Below are 23,439 nucleotides of genomic sequence, written 5' to 3' on the forward strand. Positions count from 1 at the left end.
AGTCCGGGCGGGCGCTGATGCGCATCGTCGTGCTCGGAGCGGCGGCCGGAGGCGGCTATCCGCAGTGGAACTGCAACACCCCCGGCAGCCGCCAGGCCTGGCGCCAGGCGCCGGGGCATAAGCGCCGCACCCAGGCCAGCGTGGCGGTCAGCGCCGACGGCGAACGCTGGCTGCTGATCAACGCCTCGCCGGATTTCCGCCAGCAGGTGCTGGCCGCGCCGCAGCTGTGGCCGCGCCGGGGCCTGCGCCATTCGCCGATCGAGGCGGTGCTGCTGAGCAGCGGCGAAATCGACCACATCGCCGGCCTGCTGTCGATGCGCGAACGCCAGCGCTTCGACCTGTGGGCCAGCGCGCGCGTGCATCAGTTGCTGCGCGACAACCCGATCTTCGACGCCCTGGACCCGGCCTACGTGCGCCGCCGCGCGCTGGCGCTGGACGCGCCGCAGGACATCGACGGGCTCGAGGCTCCGCTCGGCCTGCGCGTGACCGCCTTCGCCGTGCCCGGCAAGGTGCCCTTGTTCATGGAGTCGCGGGTCGAGGACCTGGCCGGCGACGCCGAACACACCCTGGGCCTGGAAATCGACGACGGCCGCGAGCGTTGCTACTACATTCCCGGCTGCGCGGCGATGACCGACACCCTGCGCGAACGCGTGCGCGGCGCCGCGCTGGTGTTCTTCGACGGCACCGTCTGGCACGACGACGAACTGATCCGCGCCGGCGTCGGCAGCAAGACCGGCGCGCGCATGGGCCACATGAGCGTGGCCGGCGAGCATGGCACCCTGGCCGCGTTCGCCGGGCTGGCGGTCGCGCGCAAGGTGTTCGTGCACCTCAACACCACCAATCCCCTGCTCGACGACGCCTCGCCGGAGCGCGCCCACGCCGGCGCGCAGGGTTGGGAAGTCGCCGAGGACGGCATGGAGATCCAGCTGTGAACGCCCGCCCCGCCCCGTCGCCGCCCGACCCCACCGACGCCCGCACCGATGCCGACGCCGCGCGCGTGCTGAGCGCGGCCGAACTGGAAGCGCGGCTGCGCGCGATCGGCGCCGAGCGCTACCACGACCGGCACCCCTTCCACGCCTTGCTCCACGGCGGCCGCCTCGACCGCGGACAGGTCCAGGCCTGGGCGCTGAACCGCTACGAGTACCAGCGCTGCATTCCGCTCAAGGACGCGGCCCTGCTGGCCCGGATCGAAGACCCCCAGCTGCGCCGGGTCTGGCGCCAGCGCATCGTCGACCACGACGGCGACGGCCCCGACGAGGGCGGCATCGCCCGCTGGCTGCGCCTGACCGATGCGCTGGGCCTGGACCGCGAACTGGTCGAGTCCGGGCGCGCGCTGCTGCCGACGACCCGTTTCGCCGCCCAGGCCTACATCCAGTTCGTGCGCGAGCGCAGCCTGCTGGAGGCGATCGCCTCCTCGCTGACCGAGCTGTTCGCGCCGACCATCATCGGCCAGCGCGTCGCCGGCATGCTGGCCAACTACGACTTCGTGTCCAAACAGGCACTGGCCTATTTCGACTCGCGCCTGCACCAGGCGCCGCAGGACGCCGACTTCGCCCTCGACTACGTGCTGCGTCACGCTCGCAGCCGCGAGCAGCAGGATGCGGTCTGCGCCGCGCTGCGCTTCAAGTGCGAGGTGCTGTGGTCGATGCTCGACGCGCTGCATTTCGCTTACGTCGAACCGCGCCTGCCGCCGCCGGGCGCGTTCGTGCCGGATCGGACCGGAGCGGACGCGCTGCCGTCGGAGCCGGGCGCATGAGCGCGACGCTGCCGCCGCCGGCGCCGGACGCGGTGCCGCGCTTTCCGCCCGGGGTGCGCCTGCAGCACGACCGCGCGCGCGATCAATGGGTGCTGCTGGCGCCCGAGCGGGTGGTCGAGCTCGACGAGATCGCCCACGCCGTGCTGTCCCGCGTCGACGGCGCGACCGCCGTCGACGCGATCGTCGCCGCGCTGGCCGCCGAGTACGGAGCCGAACCGGGCGAAGTCGCCGCCGACGTCGGCGAGTTGTTCGCGACCCTGCTCGAACGCCGCCTGCTGGCGCTGGCGCCGGCGACATGAACGCCGTGCCGCTGGCGCCGGAGGCGATCGCGCGACGCGCGCCGGCGCCGCCGCTGGCGGTGCTGCTGGAACTCACCCACCGCTGCCCGCTGGCCTGCCCTTACTGCTCCAATCCGCTGCGCCTGGTCGGCCAGCGCGAGGAGCTGGCCACCGCCGACTGGCTGCGCGTGCTCGACCAGGCCGCCGAACTGGGCGCTTTGCAGGTGCATTTCTCCGGCGGCGAACCGACCCTGCGCAAGGATCTGGCCGAACTGGTCGCGCGCGCCCGCGCGCTGGGCCTGTACGCCAATCTGATCACCTCCGGCATCGGCCTGGACCGCCCGCGCCTGCAGGCCCTGCAGCAGGCCGGGCTCGACCATCTGCAACTGAGCCTGCAGGACAGCGAGCCGACCGGCGCCGACCGCATCGCCGGCTACCCGGGCGCGCACCGGCGCAAGCTCGCCCTGGCGCAGTGGTGCCGCGAACTGGACTTGCCGCTGACCCTCAATGCGGTGATCCACCGCCACAACGCCGGACGCGTCGCGGCGATGATCGAGCTGGCGCTGGAACTCGGCGCCGGCCGGCTGGAAGTCGCCCACACCCAGTACTACGGCTGGGGCCTGCGCAACCGCGCCGCGCTGATGCCGAGCCGCGAACAGCTCGAGGCCGCGACCGCCGCGGTCGAGGCCGCGCGCGAACGCCTGCGCGGGCGGCTGATCATCGACTACGTCACCCCCGACTACTACGCGCGCCGGCCCAAGGCCTGCATGGGCGGTTGGGCGCAGCGCTTCGTCAACGTCAGCCCGGAAGGCAAGGTGCTGCCCTGCCATGCCGCCGAGACCATCGACGGCCTGCATTTCGACTCGGTGCGCGAACGCAGCCTGGGCGAGATCTGGCGCGAGTCGGAGGCGTTCGCCCGCTTCCGCGGCACCGATTGGATGCCCGAACCCTGCCGCGGCTGCGAGCATCGCGAACGCGACTGGGGCGGTTGCCGCTGCCAGGCCTTGGCGCTCAGCGGCCGCGCCGACACCCTCGACCCGGTCTGCGAGCGTTCGCCCGACCACGCCCGGGTGCGCGCGCTGGCCGAACGCGAAGCGCAGGCCCCGGCGCCGGCGTTCGTCTATCGTCGCCCGTTGCGCGCGGCGCAGGGCGGCGCCGAGCCTGGCGACAGCGCGACCTGAGCGCGACCGGCCCGGCTGCGGGCATACTCGGTCGAGCCATCGCAGGGGGAATGCCATGTCCGCTCCGTCCGCCGTCCTGCGCTACCGCGCCTTGGCGCTGGCATCGGCCCTGGCCCTGGCCGCATGCGCCGGCGCGCCGCCGGCGGCGCAGCGTCCCGCCGCCGCGGACGCGCCCGCCGGCCGCCTGCCCGCCGACCCGCAGCGCATCGTCGAAGCCGACCTGGCCACCCTGGCCGCGCGCATGGCTGGCGGCGATCTCAGCAGCGCGCGCCTGACCGAGGCTTACCTGGCCCGCATCGCCGCGCTCGACGACGCCGGCCCGCGCCTCAACGCGGTGATCGAGCTCAACCCGCAGGCGCTGGCCGAGGCGCGCGCGCTGGATGCCGAACGCAAGGCCGGGCGCGTGCGCGGGCCGCTGCACGGCATCCCGGTGTTGCTCAAGGACAACATCGACGCGCGGCCGATGGCCAACTCGGCCGGCTCGCTGGCCCTGGCCGAACACCGGCCGAACCAGGACGCGCCGCTGGTCGTCGCGCTGCGCGCGGCCGGCGCGGTGATCCTGGGCAAGACCAACCTCAGCGAGTGGGCCAATTTCCGCTCCACCCGCTCGACCTCCGGCTGGAGCGCGCGCGGCGGCCTCACCCGCAACCCTTACGCGCTGGACCGCAGCGCCTGCGGTTCCAGCAGCGGCACCGGCGCGGCGATCGCCGCCAGCCTGGCCGCGGTCGGGGTCGGCACCGAAACCGACGGCAGCATCCTGTGCCCGGCGGCGATGAACGGCCTGGTCGGCTTCAAGCCCAGCGTCGGCCTGGTCAGTCGCGCCGGCATCATCCCGATCTCGCACAGCCAGGACAGCGCCGGACCGATGGCGCGCAGCGTCGCCGACGCGGCGCAGTTGCTCAACGTCCTGACCGCGGCCGAAGCGGGAAGCGACGGCCTCGCCCGTGCCGCCGCCGGCAAGCGCGCGCAGGACTACCTCGCCGCGCTCGACGCCGACGCCCTGCGCGGCGCGCGCCTGGGCCTGCTGCGCGACCACGGCGTACGCAGCCACCCCGACCAGGACGCGGCGTTGCAACGCGCGCTGCGGGCGATGCGCGAGGCCGGCGCGACCGTGGTCGAGGTGCGCCTGCCGACCCAGGGCAAGTGGGAGGCGGCCGAGTTCGAAGTGCTGTTGTACGAATTCAAGGACGGCCTGCAGCGTTACCTGCGCGACAGCGACGCGCCGTTCAAGACGCTCGACGAACTGATCGCGTTCAATCGCGCCCAGGCCGCGCGCGAGCTGCCGTTCTTCGGCCAGGAGCTGTTCGAGCAGGCGGCGAAGAAAGGCCCGCTGAGCGAGCCGGCCTACCGCAAGGCTGCCGCCCGCGCGCGCCAGCTCGCCGGCGCGCAAGGCATCGATGCGGCGCTCAAGAAGCACCGCCTGGACGCGCTGATCGCCCCGGCCACCACACCGGCGTTCATGGCCGATCCGGTCAACGGCGACGCCTTCGGCGGCGCCAGCTGGGGCGCCGCCGCGGTCGCCGGCTACCCCAGCCTGAGCGTGCCGATGGGCGAAGCGCAGGGCCTGCCGGTCGGCCTGGCCTTCATCGGCCCGCGCTGGAGCGACGCGCGCCTGCTCTCGCTCGGCTACGCCTTCGAACAAGCCACCCGCGCGCGGCGCGCGCCGCGCTATCCGGCGAGCGTGAATCCCTAAGGCGAGAGCCCACCTGCCCGGCCAGCAGGCCCTAAGAAGCGACGCCTTCCACGCCGTCCGCATCGCCCCTTGCGCGGCGGCGCCTTCAACATCGCTCCCTTCGGCAAAGGGGGCGCGCGCCTTGCGTCGTCGCATGCGAGCCAGAGAGCGGCAGCGCGGGGGATTTGCTTCTGCTCGGTTCAAGACGGGAGCCGAAGCAAATCCCCCCTAGCCCCCCTTCTTCAAAGGGGGGAACAGCAACGGCTACAGAGAGATGAACCGTAAAAGTCGGCCAAGCGGTGCGCTGGCTCAAGTCCTGACGAAGATCTCGACGCGCCGGTTGAGCTGGCGGCCGGCCGGGTCGTCCTGGCCGGCGACCTCGTTGGGCGCCACTGGCTGGGTTTCGCCATAGCCCTTCGCCGTGGCGTCCGCGGCGGCGCCTCGCTGCTGCAGCGCGCCGACCACGGAGCGGGCGCGCCGCTCCGACAGGGCCTGGTTGTAGTCGTCGGCGCCCTTGGAATCGGTGTGGCCGCGGATCTCCAGGCCGGTGGTCTTGACCTTGGCCAGCGCCTTCGCCAGCGCATCCAGCACGTCCGCCGCATCGGCGCGGATGTCGGACTTGTCGAAGTCGAACAGCACCCGATCGCTCAAGCTGATCACGTAGCCGCAGGGCGCGCCCGGCAACGAGAACTTCGCCAGCGGCGGAAATTTGCCGGCCGGGGCCAACTTCGCCAGCGGCGCCATCTTCACCTTGCGGCCCGGCGTACCGACGGTGCCGGTGCCGTCGCCGTGGTTGCGCACCATCTCGTCGGGGCCGTTCCAGGTGCCGGAGCCGTCCTTGTTCACCACTACCAGGCCGAGCGGGCCGTTCCAACTGCCGCTGCCATCGCCGTTGTTGCGGATCTGGTTGTGCTCGTCGTTCCAGCTGCCGCCGCCCTTGCCGTCGAGCGCGATCTGGCCGGCGGGACCGGTGTAGCTCCCCGAACCGTCCGCTTTCACCTCGACGATCGGACCGCGGGCCGGGCCGTCTTCGTCGTCCTCGTCGCCGCCGGACGGCGCCTTGCCCGAGGAAGCGTTGATCGAACCGCTGCCGTCGGCGTTGACCACGATCTGGCCGCCTTCGTAGTTGGCGCTGCCGCTGCCGTCGGCGCCGAGCCGGAACGCGCCGTGGGCGCTGTTGCGGGTCCAGCGCCCTTGCGCGTCCACGCTGGTCAGGCCGGCGTCGGCCAGCAACTGGCCGCCGGCATCGCAGCGCGCCGGCTTGACGCCGATCCCGGCCACCGGATCGAGCACGTCCTGGATCGAGCTCTCCAGCGCGCGCTGCGCCGGCGAGACGCCGACGATGTCGGGCACGACGATGGCCGGAATCACCGGAAACTGCGGCACGGCCTGCGCTTCGTCGCCGTCCGCGGCTTCGGTCTCGTCGGCCGCCGCGGCCGCATCGCCGCGATCGGCCGCGCTTTCGGCGGCGGGCGCCGCCGCATCGTCGCTACCGGCTCCGCCGCAGGCCGCGAGCGCGGCGCAGGCCAACAGGCAGGACGTCATCATCGCAAACCGTCGCATCGCGTTCCTCCATGGAAAGAGGCGCATGATAGTCGCCCCTCGCGACGCCCGACGGCGCGCTTGCGACACAAGCCGCGCCAACCGCGACGAAGGTCCGCAAAACCGCCGCGAACCACACCGGCCTCGCCCCGGCGCCCACTACAACGGCTTCGTCCCGCCCCGCGTAGCTGATTCAAGAGCCCGCCCCGCACACGATCGCACGCACTCGCTCCAACCCATCCCCAATCCCGACCTTACGCCGGCGCCGCGATCTGCGCCTGCTTGCGCACGATCAGCATCGCCACTTCCAGCGCCTGCTCGTAGTTCAGGCGCGGATCGACGGTGGAACGGTAGGCGCGTTCCAGATCGCTTTCGGTCAGCTCGCGCGCGCCGCCCAGGCACTCGGTGACGTCCTCGCCGGTCAGCTCCAGGTGCACGCCGCCCAGGCGCGTACCGGCCGCGGCGTGCAGCTCGAACGCGGTCTCGATCTCGGCGCGGATGTTGCGGAAGCGGCGGGTCTTGTAGCCGTTGCTGGTGCTCTCGGTGTTGCCGTGCATCGGGTCGCAGACCCACAGCACGCGGCGGCCGTCGCGGCGCATCGCCTCGAGCAGGGTCGGCAGCTTGTCGGCGATCTGGCTGGCGCCCATCCGGTGGATGAAGGTCAACCGGCCCGGCTCGTCGTCCGGATTGAGCAGGTCGACGGTCCGCAGCAGTTGGTCCGGCGTCACCGACGGGCCGACCTTGAGCGCGATCGGGTTGCGGATGCCGCGGAAGTATTCGGCATGGGCGCCGTCGACCGCCGCGGTGCGCATGCCGATCCACGGGTAATGGGTGCTGAGGTTGAACCAGCCCCAATGGCGCGGCACCTGCCGGGTCAGCGACTCCTCGTACGGCAACAGCAGGGCTTCGTGCGAGGTGTAGAAGTCGACCCGGTTGAGGTTGTGCACTTCCGACCCGGACAGGGTCTCCATGAAGCGCACCGCGTCGCCGATCGCATTGACCATGCGCCGGTATTCGTCGGCCAGCGGCGAGTGGCCGACCCAGCTCAGGTTCCAGTACTCGGGGTGGTGCAAGTCGGCGAAGCCGCCGTCGATCAGCGCGCGGACGAAGTTCATCGTCATCGCCGAACGCGCATGCGCCTTGATCATCCGGCGCGGGTCGGGCTTGCGCGCGGTCTCGTTGAAGGCCGGGCCGTTGACCATGTCGCCGCGGTAGCTCGGCAGAGTCACCCCGTCGATGGTTTCGGTGTCGGCCGAACGCGGCTTGGCGTACTGGCCGGCGAACCGGCCCACCCGCACCACCGGCTTGCGCATGCCGTGCACCAGCACCAGGCTCATCTGCAGCAGCACCTTGAGCCGGTTGGAGATCACATCCGAGCTGCACTGGTCGAAGCTCTCGGCGCAATCCCCGCCCTGCAGCAAAAATCGCTTGCCCTCCTGCGCCTCGGCCAGTTGCTGCTTCAGCGACAGGATTTCCCACGAGGTCACCAGCGGCGGCAGGTGGCGCAGTTCCTGCAGGGCGCCGTCCAACTCGGCCGCGTCCGGATAGTTCGGCAACTGCAGTGCGGTGCGCTCGCGCCAGGAGGTCGGGCTCCAGTCGGCGGGCAGATTGACGGCACGGAGGTTGCTGCGATCGGAGGCGCTCATTTCCTTGGTTCCGGTTGGACTTGCGAGAGAGGGATGGGTCGGGGGTGGATGGAAGGGTGGCGGCGAAACGGGTGACGCTATATCCGGGTCAACGGCCGCGGAACGCGGCATAGGCCGCCCACAGCGCGAGCACGATGAAGCAGATCAGGCTCCAGGCCGGCATCGCCAAGCCGAGGAAGCTCCAGTCGACGGCGGCGCATTCGCCCGAGCCGGTCATGACCTTGCGGATCACCCCGGCGATCGGCATCGCCTCGAGCATGTAGTCCAGGCCCGGGCCGCAGGCCGGAACCTGGTCCGGCGGCAGGTGCTGCAGGCGGACGTGGTTGCCGGCCACGGCGATGCCGCCGAGCGAGGCCAGCAGGGCCAGCACGCCGTAGGCACGGCGGCCGCCGGGTTTGCGCGGGCCGTGGATCGCGCCGAGCAGGAACACCAGCCCCAGGGCGAAGAAGCCCACGCGCTGGAAGATGCACAGCGGGCACGGTTCCAGGTGCTGATAGAGCTGGAGGTAGAAGGCATAGCCCAGCAGCCCGGCACAGGCCAGGAAACCGAGCAGAAACTGGACGCGGAAGGAGGCTTTGAAAGGGTTCATGTACACACCATACGGGTCGGGGTCGGGTCGTGCCAATGTCCGATCGGCATCAGTCGGGGCAAACGCTGTGTCGCGCCGCAGCCCAGATGGACTGCGCCAGCGGCGCGAAAGTTGCCGCCCTGCGACGATGGGTCCGGCGACCCGAAATGGCGGACCGAAGCGGCCCGCGACCGTCTTCCCGAAAACCTCCTGCGTGCGTGGCTGCGACCATACCGGCTGGCGACGTTTACTGCGGTAACCGTTGCCGGCGTAACCGTCGCCGGAAAGCAAAAACCCCGACCTTTCGGCCGGGGTTCTCGCTCGCAAGGACCCCGACCGCCGTGCGGCCGAGACCCAGTGTGCTGGCTGTTCGTCGCGCCGGCTGCGGCGCGGACGTTATTACTCGGCCGCCGCTTCCGGACGGTCCACCAGTTCGACATAGGCCATCGGCGCGTTGTCGCCGGCGCGGAAACCGCACTTGAGGATGCGCAGGTAGCCGCCCGGACGGCTCGCGTAGCGCGGGCCCAGGGTGGTGAACAGGGTGCCGACGGCTTCCTTGTCGCGCAGGCGCGAGAAGGCCAGGCGGCGGTTGGCGACGCCGTCCTGCTTGGCCAGGGTGATCAGCGGCTCGGCGACGCGGCGCAGTTCCTTGGCCTTGGGCAGGGTGGTGCGGATCAGGCCGTGCTTGATCAGCGAGGCCGCCATGTTGGTGAACATGGCATCGCGGTGGGCGCTGGTGCGGCTGAACTTACGACCGGCTTTCTGGTGGCGCATGACTGTGGTTCCTGATGAATGTTGGGACGGTTGGACTTCGCTGTCGCCATCCAGGCGTTGGAGCATTGGACTGCGGATGGTCCGAACCGGCCTTCCTTGACCGGCGGGCCGCGGACTTGGGTCCGTCGGCGGTGGTGCGTGTTGCGGTGTTGCGGTGCTACTGAGGCAGGGAATCCACGCTTCGGCTGACCTCGGCGTGGACTCCTGTCGTTCCCCGGCCCGGCGCAGCGCGCCGGGCGTTCGCCCCGGCCGCGCGGCAGTGCCGCGCAGCGAGGCCGGGACTCACCCCATCATCCCGTGCGAAGCGATGCCGGCCGGCGGCCAGTTCTCGAGCTTCATGCCGAGGGACAGGCCGCGCTGAGCCAGCACTTCCTTGATCTCGGTGAGCGACTTCTTGCCCAGGTTCGGGGTCTTGAGCAGTTCGACTTCGGTCTTCTGGATCAGATCGCCGACGTAGTAGATGCTCTCGGCCTTGAGGCAGTTGGCCGAACGCACGGTCAGCTCGAGGTCGTCGATCGGACGCAGCAGGATCGGGTCGATGCCGCTGGTGGCCGGCTTCTGCGCACCGCGGTCGCGGTGGGTGAAGTCGCCGAACACCGACAGCTGGTCGGTGAGGATGTCGGCGGCGGTGCGCACGGCTTCCTCGGCGTCGATCGTGCCGTTGGTTTCGATGTCCAGCACCAGCTTGTCGAGGTCGGTGCGCTGTTCCACGCGCGCGGCTTCGACGGCGTAGGCGACGCGACGGACCGGCGAGAAGCTGGCGTCCAGCATCAGGCGGCCGATGGCGCGGGTTTCTTCGTCCGGACGGCGACGCGCAGCGGCCGGCTGGTAGCCGAAGCCGCGCTCGATCTTCAGACGCATGTTGATCGCCGTATCCTTGGTCAGGTGGCAGATCACATGGTCGGTGTTGAGGATTTCGACGTTGTGGTCGGTCTTGATGTCGCCGGCGGTGACGATGCCGGGGCCCTGCTTGGCCAGCGACAGCGTCGAGGACTCGCCGGTGTGCATGCGGATGGCGACGTCCTTCAGGTTCAGCAGAACCTCGAGCACGTCCTCTTCCAGACCTTCGACCGTGGTGTACTCGTGCAGCACGCCGTCGATTTCGACCTCGGTGATGGCGAAACCCGGGATCGAAGACAGCAGCACGCGGCGCAGCGCGTTGCCCAGCGTGTGGCCGTAGCCGCGCTCCAACGGTTCGATCACGACTTTCGCGCGATTGCCGTTGAGGCGTTCGATCTGCGGACCACGCGGGCGCAGTACCTGGTTGGCGGTAACCGTCATGTTTCGGTGTCTCCAATGACCTCCGCCGGGGGGCGACGGAAGGCTTTAGCTCTTGGAGCCCCCTCGGTTCGAGGGAGCGGCCGGCGCGTATGCCGCGCCGACCTGGGTTGCCGGCGGAGGCGGTGCCGTTGCGGAACCGCCTGCGCCCTGCACTATTACTTGCTGTACAACTCGACGATCAGCGCTTCGTTGATGTCGGCCGGCAGGTCCGCGCGATCCGGGACAGCCTTGAACACGCCGCTGAACTTCTTGCTGTCGACTTCGACCCACGACGGCGACAGGTCCATCTGCGAGGAAACGGTCAGCGATTCCTGCACGCGCAGCTGCTTCTGGGCGCGTTCGGAAAGGGCGATCGCGTCGCCGGCCTTGACCTGGTACGACGGCAGGTTGACCGACTTGCCGTTGACCGTGACGCCGCGGTGCGAGACCAGCTGGCGGGCGGCCGGACGGGTGACGGCGAAGCCCATGCGGTAGACGACGTTGTCCAGACGGGTTTCCAGCAACTGCAGCAGGTTCTCGCCGGTGTTGCCCTTCTTGGTCGAGGCCTTCTTGTAGTAGTTGCGGAACTGACGTTCCAGCAGACCGTAGATGCGCTTGACCTTCTGCTTTTCGCGCAGCTGGGTGGCGTAGTCGGACAGCTTGCCCTTGCGGGCGGTCGGGCCATGCTGGCCGGGCTTCTGCTCGAGCTTGCACTTCGAGTCGAGCGCGCGCGCGGACGACTTCAGGCCGAGGTCGGCGCCTTCGCGACGGGCGAGCTTACAGGTGGGGCCAATATAACGAGCCATGGTTCTTCAGCTCCTCAGACGCGACGCTTCTTCGGCGGACGGCACCCGTTGTGCGGGATCGGCGTCACGTCGATGATGTTGATGATCTTGTAACCGACGTTGTTCAGCGAACGAACGGCGGACTCACGACCCGGGCCCGGGCCCTTGATGCGGACTTCCAGCGACTTGACGCCGTAGTCGAGCGCAGCACGGCCGGCCTTTTCGGCGGCGACCTGGGCGGCGAACGGGGTGGACTTGCGCGAACCGCGGAAACCCGCGCCGCCCGAAGTCGCCCACGACAGCGCGTTGCCCTGGCGGTCGGTGATCGTGATGATGGTGTTGTTGAAAGAAGCGTGGACGTGGGCGATGCCGTCGGTGACGACTCGCTTGATCTTCTTCTTGGTCTTGGCAGCTGCCGGCTTGGCCATGGTCTAGGTCCCCTTACTTCTTGATGGCCTTGCGCGGACCCTTACGGGTGCGAGCATTGGTCCGGGTACGCTGACCGCGCAGCGGCAGGCCGCGACGGTGACGCAGGCCGCGGTAGCAGCCCAGGTCCATCAGACGCTTGATGGCGATGCCGATTTCGCGGCGAAGGTCGCCTTCGACCACGAACTTGCCGACTTCGGCGCGCAGACGCTCGACTTCCGGCTCGGACAGGTCACGGATCTTGGTCGTCGAGGTCACACCTGCGGTTTCGCAGATCTGCTTCGAACGGGTACGGCCGATGCCGTAGATGCTTTGCAGCCCGACCCAGACATGCTTCTGGGCAGGCAAATTGACGCCCGCAATACGCGCCATAACGCGATCTCCAACTGGTTTGGCGGCCAGGACGGATTAATCCTGGCGGAGTGAACTGGAAATTGTATCTAGGTCTCGGGTTAATAGGAAGCCCCGCGGCACCAGAGGCGCCACGGAACTCCGGCATGGGGAGTGTGCCCATGCTCCGGCGACGAGTCTGAACTGGCTGAACGAGGCGATGCCCTGCCCCCCTCAGCCCCGCGCGCTACTCTGGCGCGCGAACCGGTCCTGACTCACCCGCGCGCGAGACCGCCGCGCGAGCCGCCCTTCAAGTTCGCTTTCTTCAACAGGCTTTCGTACTGATGCGACATCAGATGAGCCTGGATTTGAGCGATGAAATCCATCACCACGACCACCACGATCAGCAGCGAAGTGCCGCCGAAGTAGAACGAGGTGCCCAGTTGGGTACGCATGACCTCCGGCAGGAGGCAGACGATCACCAAGTAAATCGCGCCGGCCGCGGTCAAGCGGGTCAGCACGCCGTCGACGTAATCCGCCGTCGCCTTGCCCGGGCGGATGCCCGGAATCAGCGCGCCCGACTTCTTCAGGTTGTCGGCGGTTTCCTGCGAGTTGAACACCAGCGCCGTGTAGAAGAACGCGAAGCCGATGATCAGACCAGCATACAGGATCATGTGCACGGGTTCACCCGGATTCAGCCATTGGCTGAGCCGCTGGAGGAACCCGGAGAAGCCGCTGCCGCTGTTGTTCTGGGCGAACCAGGTCGCGGCGGTGGCGGGGAACATGACGATGCTGGAGGCGAAGATCGCCGGGATCACGCCCGCCATGTTGAGCTTCAGCGGCAGGAACGACGCCTGGTTCATGTAGGCGTTGCGCCCGCCCTGGCGCCGGGCGTAGTTGACCGTGATCCGGCGCTGGCCGCGTTCGACGAACACCACCAGGTAGGTGAAACCGACCACCAGCAGGACCACGGCGATGGCCGCGATCGCGCTCATGTCGCCGTTGCGGATCTGCTCGAACATCTGCAGCAGCGCGGCGGGCAGGCCCGCGACGATACCGGCGAAGATGATCAGCGAAACGCCGTTGCCGACGCCGCGCTCGGTGATCTGCTCGCCCAGCCACATCAGGAACATGGTGCCGGCGGTCAGCGCGATCACCGCGGTCAGGATGAAGCCCATGCCCGGCGCGTACACCACCGGAACGCCGTTGGGCGCCATGCTGGACTGCAGGCCGGCGGCGATGCCCCAGGCCTGGAACACCGCCAGCGGAATCGCGCCCATCCGCGACCACTGGTTGATCTTGCGCCGGCCCGACTCGCCTTCCTTCTGGATGGCCTTCAGGCTGGGCACGATCTGCACCAGCAGCTGGACGATGATCGACGCCGAGATGTACGGCATCACGTTCAGCGCGAACAGGCTGAAGCGATGCAGGGCGCCGCCCGAGAACATGTTGAACATGTCCACGATCGTGCCCTGCTTGGTCGACATGAATTCGACCATCGCCTGAGGGTTGACGCCCGGCACCGGGATGTAGCTGCCGATGCGGTAGACGATCAAAGCGCCGATCACGAACAGCAAACGTTGACGCAGCTCGGTGAACTTACCGAGCCCGCCACCGAGGCCAGCCATCGCGTTGCCGCTCCGCGCCATGCGTCGTTTACTCCTCGACCTTGCCGCCGGCCGCTTCGACGGCGGCCTTGGCGCCGGCCGTAGCCAGCACGCCCTTGAGCACGAACTTCTTGGTCAGCTCGCCCTTCTTGACGATCTTGGCCTGCTTGGCCGTGCTCGGAACGAGCTTGGCGGCCTTGAGGGCGGCGAAATCGATCTCGCCGGCTTCGAGCTTGTCCAGCTGGTACAGCAGCACTTCGGCCGTGTCGTTCTTCAGCTTGGAGCGGAAGCCGATCTTCGGCAGGCGACGCTGCATGGGCATCTGGCCGCCTTCGAAACCGGCCTTGATCTTGCCCTTGCCGGCGCGCGCGAACGAACCCTTGTGACCGCGACCGGCGGTCTTGCCCAGGCCCGAACCGATGCCGCGACCGACGCGAGTACGCTCCTGACGAGCGCCGTCGGCCGGCTTGAGAGTGTTGAGACGCATGTTGATTACTCCTCGACCTGGACGAGGTAGTGAACCTTGTTGATCAGACCGCGCACCTGCGGGCTGTCCTTCAGTTCACGCACATCGTTGAGCTTGTTCAGGCCCAGCGCCTTCACCGACAGGCGGTGACGCGACTGGGTGCCACGCAGACCCTTGACCAGACGCACCTTGACGGTGCCGGTACCGGCTTCGTTCTTAGCCATTGAGGAGTTCCTCCACCTTCTTGCCGCGCTTGGCCGCGATCTTGGCCGGCGAATGCATGTCGGTCAGGCCCTTGAGCGTGGCGCGCACCAGGTTGATCGGGTTGCGCGAACCCACGGCCTTGGCCAGCACGTTCTTGACGCCGACCGCTTCGAGCACGGCGCGCATCGCGCCGCCGGCGATCACGCCGGTACCTTCCGAAGCCGGCTGCATGAACACGCGAGCAGCGCCGTGGCCGGCCTTGACCGAGTGCCACAGGGTGCCGTTGTTGAGCTCGACGTTGGACATGCTCTTGCGGGCGTATTCCATCGACTTCTGGATCGCGACCGGCACTTCGCGCGCCTTGCCGTAGCCGAAGCCGACCTTGCCGTTGCCGTCGCCCACCACCGTCAGCGCGGTGAAGGTGAACTGGCGACCGCCCTTGACGGTCTTGCTGACGCGGTTGACCGCGATCAGCTTCTCGATCATGCCGTCGTCGATCTCTTCGCGGTTGCGATCGCGATCGCGACCCCGCGGTTCACGTTCGTTAGCCATTGCTATATCTCTGTAGTTGAAAGGATTTGCGGCTTGGCCGCTTATCGTTGTGAGCTGCAGCGGGTGCTTCGCCGTCGGGGCACGAATCCCGGCGGCGCCCGACCCAAGACCCGGGCCGGCGGGGAATGCATTGAGGCGTGGGGGCGAGCCCCCACGCCTTCAAGCCTTAGAACTGCAGGCCGCCTTCGCGGGCGGCTTCGGCCAGCGCCTTGATGCGGCCGTGGTAGCGGTAGCCCGAGCGGTCGAACGCGACCTTCTCGATGCCCGCGGCCTTGGCGCGCTCGGCGATGACTTGGCCGACCTTGGCCGCGGCGTCGGCGTTCTTGCCGTTCTTCAGGCCTTCCTTGACTTCGGCCTGCACGGTCGAGGCCGAAGCCAGGACGCGCGAGCCGTCGTGGGTGAAGACCTGGGCGTACAGGTGCTGGCCGGTGCGCAGCACGGTCAGGCGCGGCACGCCGAGTTCACGGATGTGCGCGCGGGTCGACTTGGCGCGGCGCAGGCGAGCGATGTTCTTCTTCATGATCTGGTCTCCGAAAGCTGAAAGCTTGGTGTCTCGGGGCCGGTCCGGGACCGGCGCCCTACCCGTTAGGCCTTCTTGGCTTCCTTACGGATGATGACTTCGCCGGCGTACTTCACGCCCTTGCCCTTATAGGGCTCCGGCGGACGGAAACCGCGAATCTTGGCGGCGACTTCGCCGACGCGCTGCTTGTCCGCGCCCTGGACCAGGATCTCGGTCTGGGTCGGGGTGGCCAGCGTGATGCCTTCCGGCGCCTTGAACACGACCGGATGGGAGAAGCCCAGGGCCAGGCTCAGGTCCTTGCCCTGCATCGAGGCGCGGTAACCGACGCCGACCAGCTCGAGCTTGCGCTCGAAGCCTTCCGACACGCCCTTCACCATATTGGCGAGGATGGCGCGCAGGGTGCCGGTCAGCGGGATCAGCGCGGCGTCTTCGGTAACGAAGAGCGCCTCGTTGTTCTCGACCTTCAGGTTGATGGCGGCGGGCTTGGCGATCGACAGCGAGCCCTTCGGGCCCTTGGCGACGACGGCGTCGGCCTGCACGTTGATTTCGACGCCCTTCGGCAGGGCGATCGGCTTCTTGGCAACTCGGGACATGGGTCTATTCCTCCCTTAGGCCACGAAGCACAGGACTTCACCGCCGACGCCCTGCTGGCGCGCCTGCGCATCGGTCATGATGCCCTTCGAGGTGGAGATGATGGCCACGCCGAGGCCGCCGAGGACCTTGGGCAGCGCGTCCTTGCCGCGGTACTGGCGCAGGCCCGAACGGGAGTAGCGCTCCAGGCGCTCGATCACCGGCTTGCCTTCGTAGTACTTCAGCGAGATTTCGAGTTCGGACTTGCCGCCACCGAGTTCGGTGACGCGCGAATCCAGGATGTAGCCCTCGTCCTTCAGCACGGCGGCGATGGCCACCTTCACCTTGGACGACGGCATCTTCACCGTCTGCTTGCGCACAGCGGCCGCATTCTTGATGCGGACCAGCATGTCGGCGATGGGATCAGTCATGCTCATTAAAAGTCACCTATGAGTAGCACCGATATCCGCGGAATTGCGAATTTCAGTTGTGTTTGCAGCGTTACAACAACGCCAGCGCGGCCCGGAGGCCGCGCTGGGTGATCCGTCCCCGGGCCGGAGCCCGGGGAGCCGGCAAGCATAACAGACTTTTACCAGCTTGCCTTGCGCAGGCCCGGAACGTCGCCGCGCATGGTGGCTTCGCGCAGCTTGTTGCGGCCCAGGCCGAACTTGCTGTACACGCCACGCGAGCGGCCCGACAGGGCGCAGCGGTTGCGCTGACGGCTCGGCGAAGAGTCGCGCGGCAGCTTCTGCAGCTTGACCACGGCGTCCATCTTGTCTTCGTACGAGGCCGATTCGCTGGAGATGATCTTCTTCAGCGCTTCGCGCTTGGCGGCGAACTTCTTCACCAGCTTGGTCCGCTTGAGGTCGCGGTTGACCATGGAGGTCTTAGCCATTGTTCAATCCTAGCCTCAGTTGCGGAACGGGAAGCGGAAGGCTTCGAGCAGGGCCTTGGCCTCGGCGTCGGTCTTCGCGGTCGTGGTGATCGCGATGTCCATGCCGCGCAGGGCGTCGACCTGGTCGAAGTCGATTTCCGGGAAGATGATCTGTTCCTTCACGCCCATGTTGTAGTTGCCGCGGCCGTCGAACGAACGGCCCGACACGCCGCGGAAGTCGCGGACGCGCGGCAACGAGATGTTGACCAGGCGGTCAAGGAACTCGTACATCTTGGCGCGGCGCAGGGTGACCTTGGCGCCGATCGGCCAACCGTCGCGGATCTTGAACGAAGCCACCGACACGCGGGACTTGGTCACGATCGGCTTCTGGCCGGCGATCTTGGTCATGTCGGCGACGGCATTTTCCAGGATCTTCTTGTTGGTGGCGGCTTCGCCCACGCCCATGTTCAGCGTGATCTTGACGAGGCGCGGCACTTCCATCGGGTTCTTGTAGCCGAACTTTTCAGTCAGCGCCGGAACCACTTCTTTCTTGTAGAACTCTTCGAGCCGGGTGGTCATTTCAGCATTCCTCAGGCGTCGACCGCCTCACCGCTGGAGCGGAACACACGCAGTTTGCGTCCATCCTCCAGCACCTTGAAACCGATGCGTTCGCCCTTGCCGGTGGCCGGGTTGAACAGCATGACGTTGGAAATGTGGATCGGCGCTTCGCGCTCGACCACGCCGCCCGGCTGGTTGGCCTGCGGGTTCGGCTTGGTGTGGCGCTTGACGACGTTGATGTTCGCCACGACGACCTTGTCGCCGAGCACGCGCACCACGTCGCCCTTCTTGCCCTTGTCCTTGCCGGCGGTGACGATCACCTGATCGCCCTTCTTGATACGGTTCATGGTCTAGTTCCTCCGCTCAGAGCACTTCGGGCGCGAGCGAAACGATCTTCATGAACTTCTCCGAGCGCAGCTCGCGAGTCACGGGCCCGAAGATACGGGTGCCGATCGGCTCATGCTTGTTGTTGAGCAACACCGCAGCGTTGCCATCGAAGCGGATCAGCGAGCCGTCCGGGCGGCGAACGCCCTTGCGGGTGCGGACCACGACGGCGTCGTAGACGTCGCCCTTCTTGACCTTGCCGCGCGGAATCGCGTCCTTCACGGTGACCTTGATGATGTCGCCAATGTGCGCGTAACGGCGCTTGGAGCCGCCGAGCACCTTGATGCACATCACTTCCTTGGCACCGGAGTTGTCGGCCACGTCGAGGTAGCTTTGCATCTGGATCATGGTTCAGCCCTCCTCTTATTCGGCCGCGCGGCTGACGATCTCAACCACGCTCCAGTTTTTGGTCTTGGACAGCGGAGCGATCTCCTTCACGCGCACGATATCGCCTTCCTTGCAGGCGTTCTCGGCGTCGTGAGCGTGGAGCTTGGTCGAGCGACGGATGTACTTGCCGTACAGCGCGTGCTTGACCTGGCGCTCGACGAGCACGGTGACGGTCTTGTCCATCTTGTTGCTGACGACCCGGCCTTCAACCGTGCGCAGCGCCTTCTCTGTCTTGTTGTCGGTCATGGCGGATCCTTACTTCTTCTCGCCCAGCAGCATGTTCACGCGAGCGATCTCGCGGCGAACACGGCGGGCCTCGTGGGTCTTAGCGAGCTGACCGGTGGCCTTCTGCATGCGGAGGGCGAAGCCCTCCTTGTGCAGCTCGACCAGGTGAGCCTTGAGCTCGTCGGCCGACTTCTCGCGCAGTTGCTTGAGTTCCATTAGCGCACCGTCCGGGTAACGAAAGTGGTGGTCACCGAGAGCTTGGCGGCGGCCAGGCGGAACGCTTCGCGCGCCACGTCTTCGGCCACACCTTCGATCTCGTAAATCATTCGACCGGGCTGGATCTGGGCGACCCAGTACTCGACGTTGCCCTTACCGGAGCCCATTCGGACTTCGATCGGCTTCTTGGTGATCGGCTTGTCCGGGAACACGCGGATCCACATCTTGCCGCCGCGCTTGACGTAACGGCTGATCGAGCGGCGGGCCGCTTCGATCTGACGCGCGGTCAGCTGGCCGTGAGCGGTCGCCTTGAGGCCGTATTCGCCGAAGCTGACGGCGTTGCCGTTCCAGCTCAGGCCCTCATTGCGGCCCTTGTGTACCTTGCGGTACTTGGTTCGCTTGGGTTGCAACATGGCGGATTACCTCTGTTCGCGGGCAGGACGGCCCGGGCGGTCGTTACGATCACCGCGATCGCCGCGGTCACCACGCTCGCTGCGCGGCGAATCGTCCTGCTTCTCCTGGCCGACCTGGGAGAAGTCGAACACTTCGCCCTTGTAGATCCAGGTCTTGATGCCGATGATGCCGTAGGTCGTCTTGGCTTCGGCGAAGCCGTAGTCGATGTCGGCGCGCAGGGTGTGCAGCGGCACGCGGCCTTCGCGGTACCACTCCGAACGCGCGATCTCGGCGCCGTTCAGACGGCCGGCGACGTTGACCTTGATGCCCAGGGCGCCGAGGCGCATCGCGTTGCCGACAGCGCGCTTCATCGCGCGGCGGAACATGATGCGACGCTCGAGCTGCTGCGCGATCGACTCGGCGACCAGCTGCGCGTCGAGTTCCGGCTTGCGGACCTCGGTCACGTTGATGTGCGCCGGGACGCCCATCAGCGCGCTGACTTCCTTGCGCAGCTTCTCGATGTCCTCGCCGCGCTTGCCGATCACCACGCCCGGACGGGCGGTGTGGATCGTGACGCGGGCGTTGTTGGCCGGACGCTCGATGAAGATCTTCGAGATGCCGGCCTGAGCCAGCTTCTTGCGCAGCATTTCGCGAACCTTCAGGTCAGCCGCCAGGTACTCGGCGTACTGCTTCTTGTTGGCGAACCACTTGGAATTCCAATCCTTGGCGATGCCCAGGCGGATTCCGGTCGGATGAACTTTATGACCCATTGTCTACTCCGCCTTACTTGCCGGCGCCCACAACCACAGTGATGTGGCTGGTGCGCTTGAGGATGCGGGTGCCGCGGCCCTTCGCACGCGCCATGAAGCGCTTCAGTGCGGGACCCTCGTCAACCATGATGGTCTTGACCTTGAGATCGTCGACGTCGGCGCCCTGGTTGTTCTCGGCGTTGGCGATGGCGGACTCCACGACCTTGCGGATCAGTGCAGCAGCCTTCTTGTCCGAGAACTTCAGCAGGTTGACGGCGCGCTCGGCGGACAGACCGCGCACCTGGTCGGCGACCAGGCGGGCCTTCTGCGGGGAGATGCGCGCGGTGCGCAGGATGGCTTTCGCTTCCATGGTCATCTCCTTACTTGCCCGACTTCTTGTCGCCGCCGTGACCCTTGAACGTACGGGTCAGGGCGAATTCGCCAAGCTTGTGGCCAACCATGTTCTCGTTGACCAGCACCGGGATGTGGTTCTTGCCGTTGTGGACGGCGATCGTGAAGCCCACCATCTCCGGCAGCACCATCGAGCGGCGCGACCAGGTCTTGATCGGCTTCTTGTTGTTGCCCGCCGTTTCGACCTTCTTCATCAGATGATGGTCGACGAACGGGCCCTTCTTCAGTGAACGTGCCATGTTCGATTAACCCCTGCGATCGCGCACGATGAATTGCGTGGTGCGCTTGTTCTTGCGCGTCTTGTAACCCTTGGTCGGAACACCCCACGGGGTGACCGGATGCGGGTTGCCCTGGCCGGCCTTCGCCTCACCGCCACCGTGCGGGTGGTCGACGGGGTTCATGGCCGCGCCGCGAACGGTCGGCTTGATGCCGCGCCAACGCTTGGCGCCAGCCTTGCCGAGCTTCTCCAGGTTGTGCTCGTCGTTGCCGACTTCGCCGATGGTGGCGCGGCATTCGACCGGCACCTTGCGCATTTCGCCGGAGCGAAGACGCAGCGTGGCGTAGCCCTGCTCGCGAGCCACCAGGTAGGCGCTGGCGCCGGCCGCGCGGGCCAGCTGGGCGCCCTTGCCCGGCTTCATTTCGACGCAGCACACGGTGGAGCCGACCGGGATGTTGGTCAGCGGCAGCGTGTTGCCGACGCGGATCGGGGCGTCGCGGCCCGCGATCACCTGGTCGCCGTCCTTCAGGCCCTTCGGGGCGATGATGTAACGGCGCTCGCCATCGACGTAGCACAGCAGCGCGATGTGCGCGGTGCGGTTGGGATCGTATTCGATCCGCTCCACGCGCGCCGGAATGCCTTCCTTGTCGCGCTTGAAGTCGATGATGCGGTAGTGCTGCTTGTGACCGCCGCCGATGTGGCGGGTGGTGATGCGGCCGTGGTGGTTACGACCGCCGCTCTTGCTCTGCTTTTCGACCAGCGCCGCGTGCGGCGCGCCCTTGTGCAGGCCCGGCGTCACGACGCGAACCGCGTTGCGGCGGCCGGCGGAAGTGGGCTTGAAAGTCATCAATGCCATGGATCTTTCCTCAGGCCTTGGCCATCACGTCGATCGACTGGCCTTCGGCCAGCTTCACGTACGCCTTGCGCCAGTCGCCGCGACGGCCCATGCGGAAACGGAAGGCCTTGTTCTTGCCCTTCACGTTGACCACGTTGACCGCCTCGACCTTGACGTCGAACAGCTTTTCCACGGCGACCTTGATGTCGGCCTTGGTAGCTTCCGTCGAGACTTCGAAGACGTATTGGTTGGAAACTTCCTGCAGGCGCGCGGTCTTTTCGGACACGCGCGGCGCGCGGATGATGCTGTAGAGCTTGGCGTCGTTCATGCCAGCCACTCCTCGATCTTCTTGACCGCCTCGGCGGTGAACACGACCGAGTCGGCGCCGACGAGGGCGACCGGATCCAGGCCCTGGACATCACGCACTTCGACGTACGGCAGGTTGCGGGCCGAGAGGTACAGGTTCTCGGTCGCGTCTTCGGTGACGATCAGCGGACGCTGGCCGACCGACAGACCCTTCAGCTTCTCGATCAGGCCCTTGGTCTTCGGAGCGTCGAGATCGAAGCTCTCGACGACCGTGATCCGGCCCTGGCGGTTCAGCTCGGAAAGGATCGCGGCGATCGCGGCGCGATACATCTTGCGGTTGACCTTCTGCGCGAAGCTGCGCGGCTTGGCCGCGAAGGTCACGCCGCCGCCGACGAAGATCGGAGCCGTCAGCGCGCCATGACGCGCGCCGCCGCCCTTCTGCTTCTTCGACTTCTTGGTCGTGCCGTTGACTTCGGCGCGGGTCTTCTGCGCCTTGGTGCCGGCGCGACCGGCGTTGCGGTAGGCAACGACCACCTGGTGGACCAGGTCTTCGCTGAACTCGCGGCCGAAGATCGCGTCGGAGACCGACAGCGTCTTGCTGCTGTTGTTGATGGTGAGTTCCATCGTCATCTCTCCTTATGCCTTGCTCGAGGGACGGACGATGACGTCGCCACCCGGCGCGCCCGGCACGGCGCCCTTGATCGCGATCAGGCCGCGCTCGGCGTCGACCTTGACCACTTCAAGACGCTGGGTGCTCTGCTGCACGGCGCCCATGTGGCCGGACATCTTCTTGCCCGGGAAAACGCGGCCCGGCGTCTGGCGCTGGCCGATCGAGCCCGGAGCGCGGTGCGACAGCGAGTTACCGTGCGTCGCGTCGCCCATGCGGAAGTTCCAGCGCTTGATCGTGCCCTGGAAGCCCTTGCCCTTGGTGACGCCCTGGACGTCGACCAGCTGGCCGGCCTCGAAGATGTCGGCCTTGATCTCGCCGCCGACTTCGAAAGCGCCGATCTGATCGGCTTCCACGCGCAGCTCCCACAGGCCGCGACCGGCTTCGACCTTCGCCTTGGCGAGGTGACCGGCTTCCGGCTTGTTGACGAGCGCAGCGCGGCGCACGCCGACCGTGACCTGCACGGCGCTGTAGCCGTCGCTGTCTTCGGTCTTGATCTGGGTGATGCGGTTCGGGGTCGCCTCGATCAGGGTCACCGGAACCGACTTGCCGTCTTCAGTGAAGAAACGGCTCATGCCGGCCTTGCGACCGACGATGCCCAACGAATACTTCTTCGCGGTCATGGTGGTTGCCTCAGGTCAGCTTGATCTGGACGTCGACGCCCGCCGCGAGTTCGAGCTTCATCAGCGCGTCCACGGTCTTGTCGTTGGGGTCGACGATGTCGAGCACGCGCTTGTGCGTGCGGGTCTCGTACTGGTCGCGCGCGTCCTTGTCGACGTGCGGGGAGACGAGAACGGTGTAACGCTCGATCTTGGTCGGCAGCGGGATCGGGCCGCGCACTTGCGCGCCGGTCCGCTTGGCCGTCTCGACGATCTCGCTGGCCGAGCGGTCGATCAGACGATGATCGTACGCCTTCAGCCGGATCCGGATCTTTTGGTCCGCCATGACGGAATTCCTTGGTTAAAAGAGCGACGGGACGGCTTCTGGGTGCGCCGGCCCCACGAAAACGCAAACACTCCAGAGCAACACCCTCGCTCCGGAGCTTCCTTGCCTGGAAAAGCTAAGGCGGCCCGGTCACCC

General features: G+C 67.4%; 35 protein-coding genes. 5 read left to right on the forward strand and 30 right to left on the reverse strand.

Going from position 1 to position 23,439, the window contains the following annotated elements; translation table 11 throughout:
* The first annotated feature begins 17 nt into the window (after positions 1–17).
* From pqqB to AC3A57_RS12375, 5 genes are all read left to right on the forward strand, one after another.
* Positions 18–932, forward strand: a complete 915-nt coding sequence (gene pqqB / locus AC3A57_RS12355) for a pyrroloquinoline quinone biosynthesis protein PqqB (RefSeq protein WP_487579193.1) — start codon at positions 18–20, stop codon at positions 930–932.
* A 65-nt stretch (positions 933–997) separates the two neighbouring features.
* Positions 998–1,756, forward strand: a complete 759-nt coding sequence (pqqC, locus tag AC3A57_RS12360; protein WP_487579242.1) for a pyrroloquinoline-quinone synthase PqqC — start codon at positions 998–1,000, stop codon at positions 1,754–1,756.
* The gene (pqqD, locus tag AC3A57_RS12365; protein WP_487579194.1) at positions 1,753–2,055 is read left to right on the forward strand and encodes a pyrroloquinoline quinone biosynthesis peptide chaperone PqqD; all 303 of its coding nucleotides are present in this window, start codon (positions 1,753–1,755) and stop codon (positions 2,053–2,055) included. Before pqqC ends, pqqD begins: the two co-directional genes overlap by 4 nt.
* A complete protein-coding gene (gene pqqE / locus AC3A57_RS12370; RefSeq protein WP_487579195.1) occupies positions 2,052–3,215 on the forward strand; it encodes a pyrroloquinoline quinone biosynthesis protein PqqE in 1,164 nt (387 codons plus the stop codon). Before pqqD ends, pqqE begins: the two co-directional genes overlap by 4 nt.
* A 91-nt stretch (positions 3,216–3,306) precedes the next feature.
* Positions 3,307–4,908 carry an amidase gene (locus AC3A57_RS12375; protein WP_487579243.1) on the forward strand — a complete coding sequence of 534 codons (1,602 nt, stop codon included), beginning with the start codon at positions 3,307–3,309 and terminating at the stop codon, positions 4,906–4,908.
* Positions 4,909–5,196: 288 nt separating this feature from the next.
* On the opposite strand, the gene AC3A57_RS12380 is transcribed toward AC3A57_RS12375, so the two are convergent.
* The 30 genes from AC3A57_RS12380 to rpsJ all read right to left on the reverse strand — a co-directional run bounded on the left by AC3A57_RS12380 (position 5,197) and on the right by rpsJ (position 23,304).
* Positions 5,197–6,450 carry an OmpA family protein gene (locus AC3A57_RS12380; protein ID WP_487579196.1) on the reverse strand — a complete coding sequence of 418 codons (1,254 nt, stop codon included), beginning with the start codon at positions 6,448–6,450 and terminating at the stop codon, positions 5,197–5,199.
* A gap of 233 nt (positions 6,451–6,683) precedes the next feature.
* On the reverse strand, positions 6,684–8,075 hold the full coding sequence (locus tag AC3A57_RS12385; RefSeq protein ID WP_487579197.1) for a class II 3-deoxy-7-phosphoheptulonate synthase: 1,392 nt from the start codon (positions 8,073–8,075) through the stop codon (positions 6,684–6,686).
* An 88-nt stretch (positions 8,076–8,163) separates the two neighbouring features.
* Positions 8,164–8,664 carry a disulfide bond formation protein B gene (locus AC3A57_RS12390; protein WP_221671609.1) on the reverse strand — a complete coding sequence of 167 codons (501 nt, stop codon included), beginning with the start codon at positions 8,662–8,664 and terminating at the stop codon, positions 8,164–8,166.
* 378 nt (positions 8,665–9,042) lie between these two features.
* Positions 9,043–9,417, reverse strand: a complete 375-nt coding sequence (gene rplQ, locus AC3A57_RS12395) for a 50S ribosomal protein L17 (RefSeq protein WP_064747302.1) — start codon at positions 9,415–9,417, stop codon at positions 9,043–9,045.
* Between the two features lie 282 nt (positions 9,418–9,699).
* Positions 9,700–10,698, reverse strand: a complete 999-nt coding sequence (locus tag AC3A57_RS12400; protein WP_064747303.1) for a DNA-directed RNA polymerase subunit alpha — start codon at positions 10,696–10,698, stop codon at positions 9,700–9,702.
* Positions 10,699–10,853: 155 nt separating this feature from the next.
* Entirely contained in the window at positions 10,854–11,483 is a 630-nt protein-coding gene (rpsD, locus tag AC3A57_RS12405) for a 30S ribosomal protein S4 (protein ID WP_036111747.1), read from the reverse strand.
* 14 nt (positions 11,484–11,497) lie between these two features.
* Positions 11,498–11,890, reverse strand: a complete 393-nt coding sequence (rpsK, locus tag AC3A57_RS12410; protein WP_031373814.1) for a 30S ribosomal protein S11 — start codon at positions 11,888–11,890, stop codon at positions 11,498–11,500.
* Positions 11,891–11,903: 13 nt separating this feature from the next.
* The gene (rpsM, locus tag AC3A57_RS12415) at positions 11,904–12,260 is read right to left on the reverse strand and encodes a 30S ribosomal protein S13 (protein ID WP_064747304.1); all 357 of its coding nucleotides are present in this window, start codon (positions 12,258–12,260) and stop codon (positions 11,904–11,906) included.
* 233 nt (positions 12,261–12,493) lie between these two features.
* On the reverse strand, positions 12,494–13,867 hold the full coding sequence (gene secY / locus AC3A57_RS12420) for a preprotein translocase subunit SecY (RefSeq protein ID WP_221671608.1): 1,374 nt from the start codon (positions 13,865–13,867) through the stop codon (positions 12,494–12,496).
* A 7-nt stretch (positions 13,868–13,874) separates the two neighbouring features.
* Positions 13,875–14,318, reverse strand: coding sequence for a 50S ribosomal protein L15 (gene rplO, locus AC3A57_RS12425; protein ID WP_221673612.1), 444 nt, complete (start codon positions 14,316–14,318; stop codon positions 13,875–13,877).
* A complete protein-coding gene (gene rpmD, locus AC3A57_RS12430; RefSeq protein WP_064747307.1) occupies positions 14,318–14,515 on the reverse strand; it encodes a 50S ribosomal protein L30 in 198 nt (65 codons plus the stop codon). Before rpmD ends, rplO begins: the two co-directional genes overlap by 1 nt.
* A complete protein-coding gene (gene rpsE, locus AC3A57_RS12435) occupies positions 14,508–15,047 on the reverse strand; it encodes a 30S ribosomal protein S5 (protein WP_487579198.1) in 540 nt (179 codons plus the stop codon). Before rpsE ends, rpmD begins: the two co-directional genes overlap by 8 nt.
* 166 nt (positions 15,048–15,213) lie before the next feature.
* Positions 15,214–15,567 carry a 50S ribosomal protein L18 gene (rplR, locus tag AC3A57_RS12440; protein ID WP_487579199.1) on the reverse strand — a complete coding sequence of 118 codons (354 nt, stop codon included), beginning with the start codon at positions 15,565–15,567 and terminating at the stop codon, positions 15,214–15,216.
* Between the two features lie 65 nt (positions 15,568–15,632).
* A complete protein-coding gene (gene rplF, locus AC3A57_RS12445) occupies positions 15,633–16,160 on the reverse strand; it encodes a 50S ribosomal protein L6 (RefSeq protein WP_221671605.1) in 528 nt (175 codons plus the stop codon).
* A gap of 15 nt (positions 16,161–16,175) precedes the next feature.
* Positions 16,176–16,574 (reverse strand): 30S ribosomal protein S8, encoded by a 399-nt coding sequence (gene rpsH / locus AC3A57_RS12450; RefSeq protein WP_221671604.1) that lies wholly within the window; start codon positions 16,572–16,574, stop codon positions 16,176–16,178.
* Positions 16,575–16,726: 152 nt separating this feature from the next.
* Positions 16,727–17,032 carry a 30S ribosomal protein S14 gene (rpsN, locus tag AC3A57_RS12455; protein ID WP_221671603.1) on the reverse strand — a complete coding sequence of 102 codons (306 nt, stop codon included), beginning with the start codon at positions 17,030–17,032 and terminating at the stop codon, positions 16,727–16,729.
* A 15-nt stretch (positions 17,033–17,047) separates the two neighbouring features.
* Positions 17,048–17,590 (reverse strand): 50S ribosomal protein L5, encoded by a 543-nt coding sequence (rplE, locus tag AC3A57_RS12460; protein ID WP_031373824.1) that lies wholly within the window; start codon positions 17,588–17,590, stop codon positions 17,048–17,050.
* A gap of 11 nt (positions 17,591–17,601) precedes the next feature.
* On the reverse strand, positions 17,602–17,916 hold the full coding sequence (rplX, locus tag AC3A57_RS12465; protein ID WP_064747313.1) for a 50S ribosomal protein L24: 315 nt from the start codon (positions 17,914–17,916) through the stop codon (positions 17,602–17,604).
* Between the two features lie 16 nt (positions 17,917–17,932).
* The gene (gene rplN / locus AC3A57_RS12470) at positions 17,933–18,301 is read right to left on the reverse strand and encodes a 50S ribosomal protein L14 (RefSeq protein WP_064747314.1); all 369 of its coding nucleotides are present in this window, start codon (positions 18,299–18,301) and stop codon (positions 17,933–17,935) included.
* Between the two features lie 15 nt (positions 18,302–18,316).
* Positions 18,317–18,586, reverse strand: coding sequence for a 30S ribosomal protein S17 (gene rpsQ / locus AC3A57_RS12475; RefSeq protein WP_064747315.1), 270 nt, complete (start codon positions 18,584–18,586; stop codon positions 18,317–18,319).
* 9 nt (positions 18,587–18,595) lie between these two features.
* Positions 18,596–18,781 (reverse strand): 50S ribosomal protein L29, encoded by a 186-nt coding sequence (gene rpmC / locus AC3A57_RS12480; protein WP_074872140.1) that lies wholly within the window; start codon positions 18,779–18,781, stop codon positions 18,596–18,598.
* Positions 18,781–19,194, reverse strand: coding sequence for a 50S ribosomal protein L16 (gene rplP / locus AC3A57_RS12485; RefSeq protein ID WP_055902334.1), 414 nt, complete (start codon positions 19,192–19,194; stop codon positions 18,781–18,783). The genes rpmC and rplP overlap by 1 nt, the downstream gene beginning before the upstream one ends.
* Before the next feature lie 6 nt (positions 19,195–19,200).
* Positions 19,201–19,944, reverse strand: a complete 744-nt coding sequence (rpsC, locus tag AC3A57_RS12490; RefSeq protein ID WP_064747317.1) for a 30S ribosomal protein S3 — start codon at positions 19,942–19,944, stop codon at positions 19,201–19,203.
* 13 nt (positions 19,945–19,957) lie between these two features.
* Positions 19,958–20,293, reverse strand: a complete 336-nt coding sequence (gene rplV, locus AC3A57_RS12495) for a 50S ribosomal protein L22 (protein ID WP_055902442.1) — start codon at positions 20,291–20,293, stop codon at positions 19,958–19,960.
* A gap of 10 nt (positions 20,294–20,303) precedes the next feature.
* Entirely contained in the window at positions 20,304–20,573 is a 270-nt protein-coding gene (gene rpsS, locus AC3A57_RS12500; RefSeq protein WP_057943874.1) for a 30S ribosomal protein S19, read from the reverse strand.
* 6 nt (positions 20,574–20,579) lie between these two features.
* Complete coding sequence (gene rplB, locus AC3A57_RS12505) at positions 20,580–21,407, reverse strand: 50S ribosomal protein L2 (RefSeq protein ID WP_221671602.1); 828 nt, start codon at positions 21,405–21,407, stop codon at positions 20,580–20,582.
* Positions 21,408–21,417: 10 nt separating this feature from the next.
* Positions 21,418–21,714: a 50S ribosomal protein L23 gene (rplW, locus tag AC3A57_RS12510; RefSeq protein WP_064747320.1), complete on the reverse strand. Its 297-nt coding sequence runs from the start codon at positions 21,712–21,714 to the stop codon at positions 21,418–21,420.
* A complete protein-coding gene (rplD, locus tag AC3A57_RS12515; RefSeq protein WP_221671601.1) occupies positions 21,711–22,316 on the reverse strand; it encodes a 50S ribosomal protein L4 in 606 nt (201 codons plus the stop codon). Before rplD ends, rplW begins: the two co-directional genes overlap by 4 nt.
* A 12-nt stretch (positions 22,317–22,328) precedes the next feature.
* Positions 22,329–22,982 (reverse strand): 50S ribosomal protein L3, encoded by a 654-nt coding sequence (gene rplC, locus AC3A57_RS12520; RefSeq protein ID WP_221671600.1) that lies wholly within the window; start codon positions 22,980–22,982, stop codon positions 22,329–22,331.
* Between the two features lie 10 nt (positions 22,983–22,992).
* Positions 22,993–23,304, reverse strand: coding sequence for a 30S ribosomal protein S10 (gene rpsJ, locus AC3A57_RS12525; protein WP_022968186.1), 312 nt, complete (start codon positions 23,302–23,304; stop codon positions 22,993–22,995).
* Positions 23,305–23,439: the final 135 nt, after the last annotated feature.

It is taken from the genome of Lysobacter sp. Soil_C_15 (assembly GCF_057657315.1).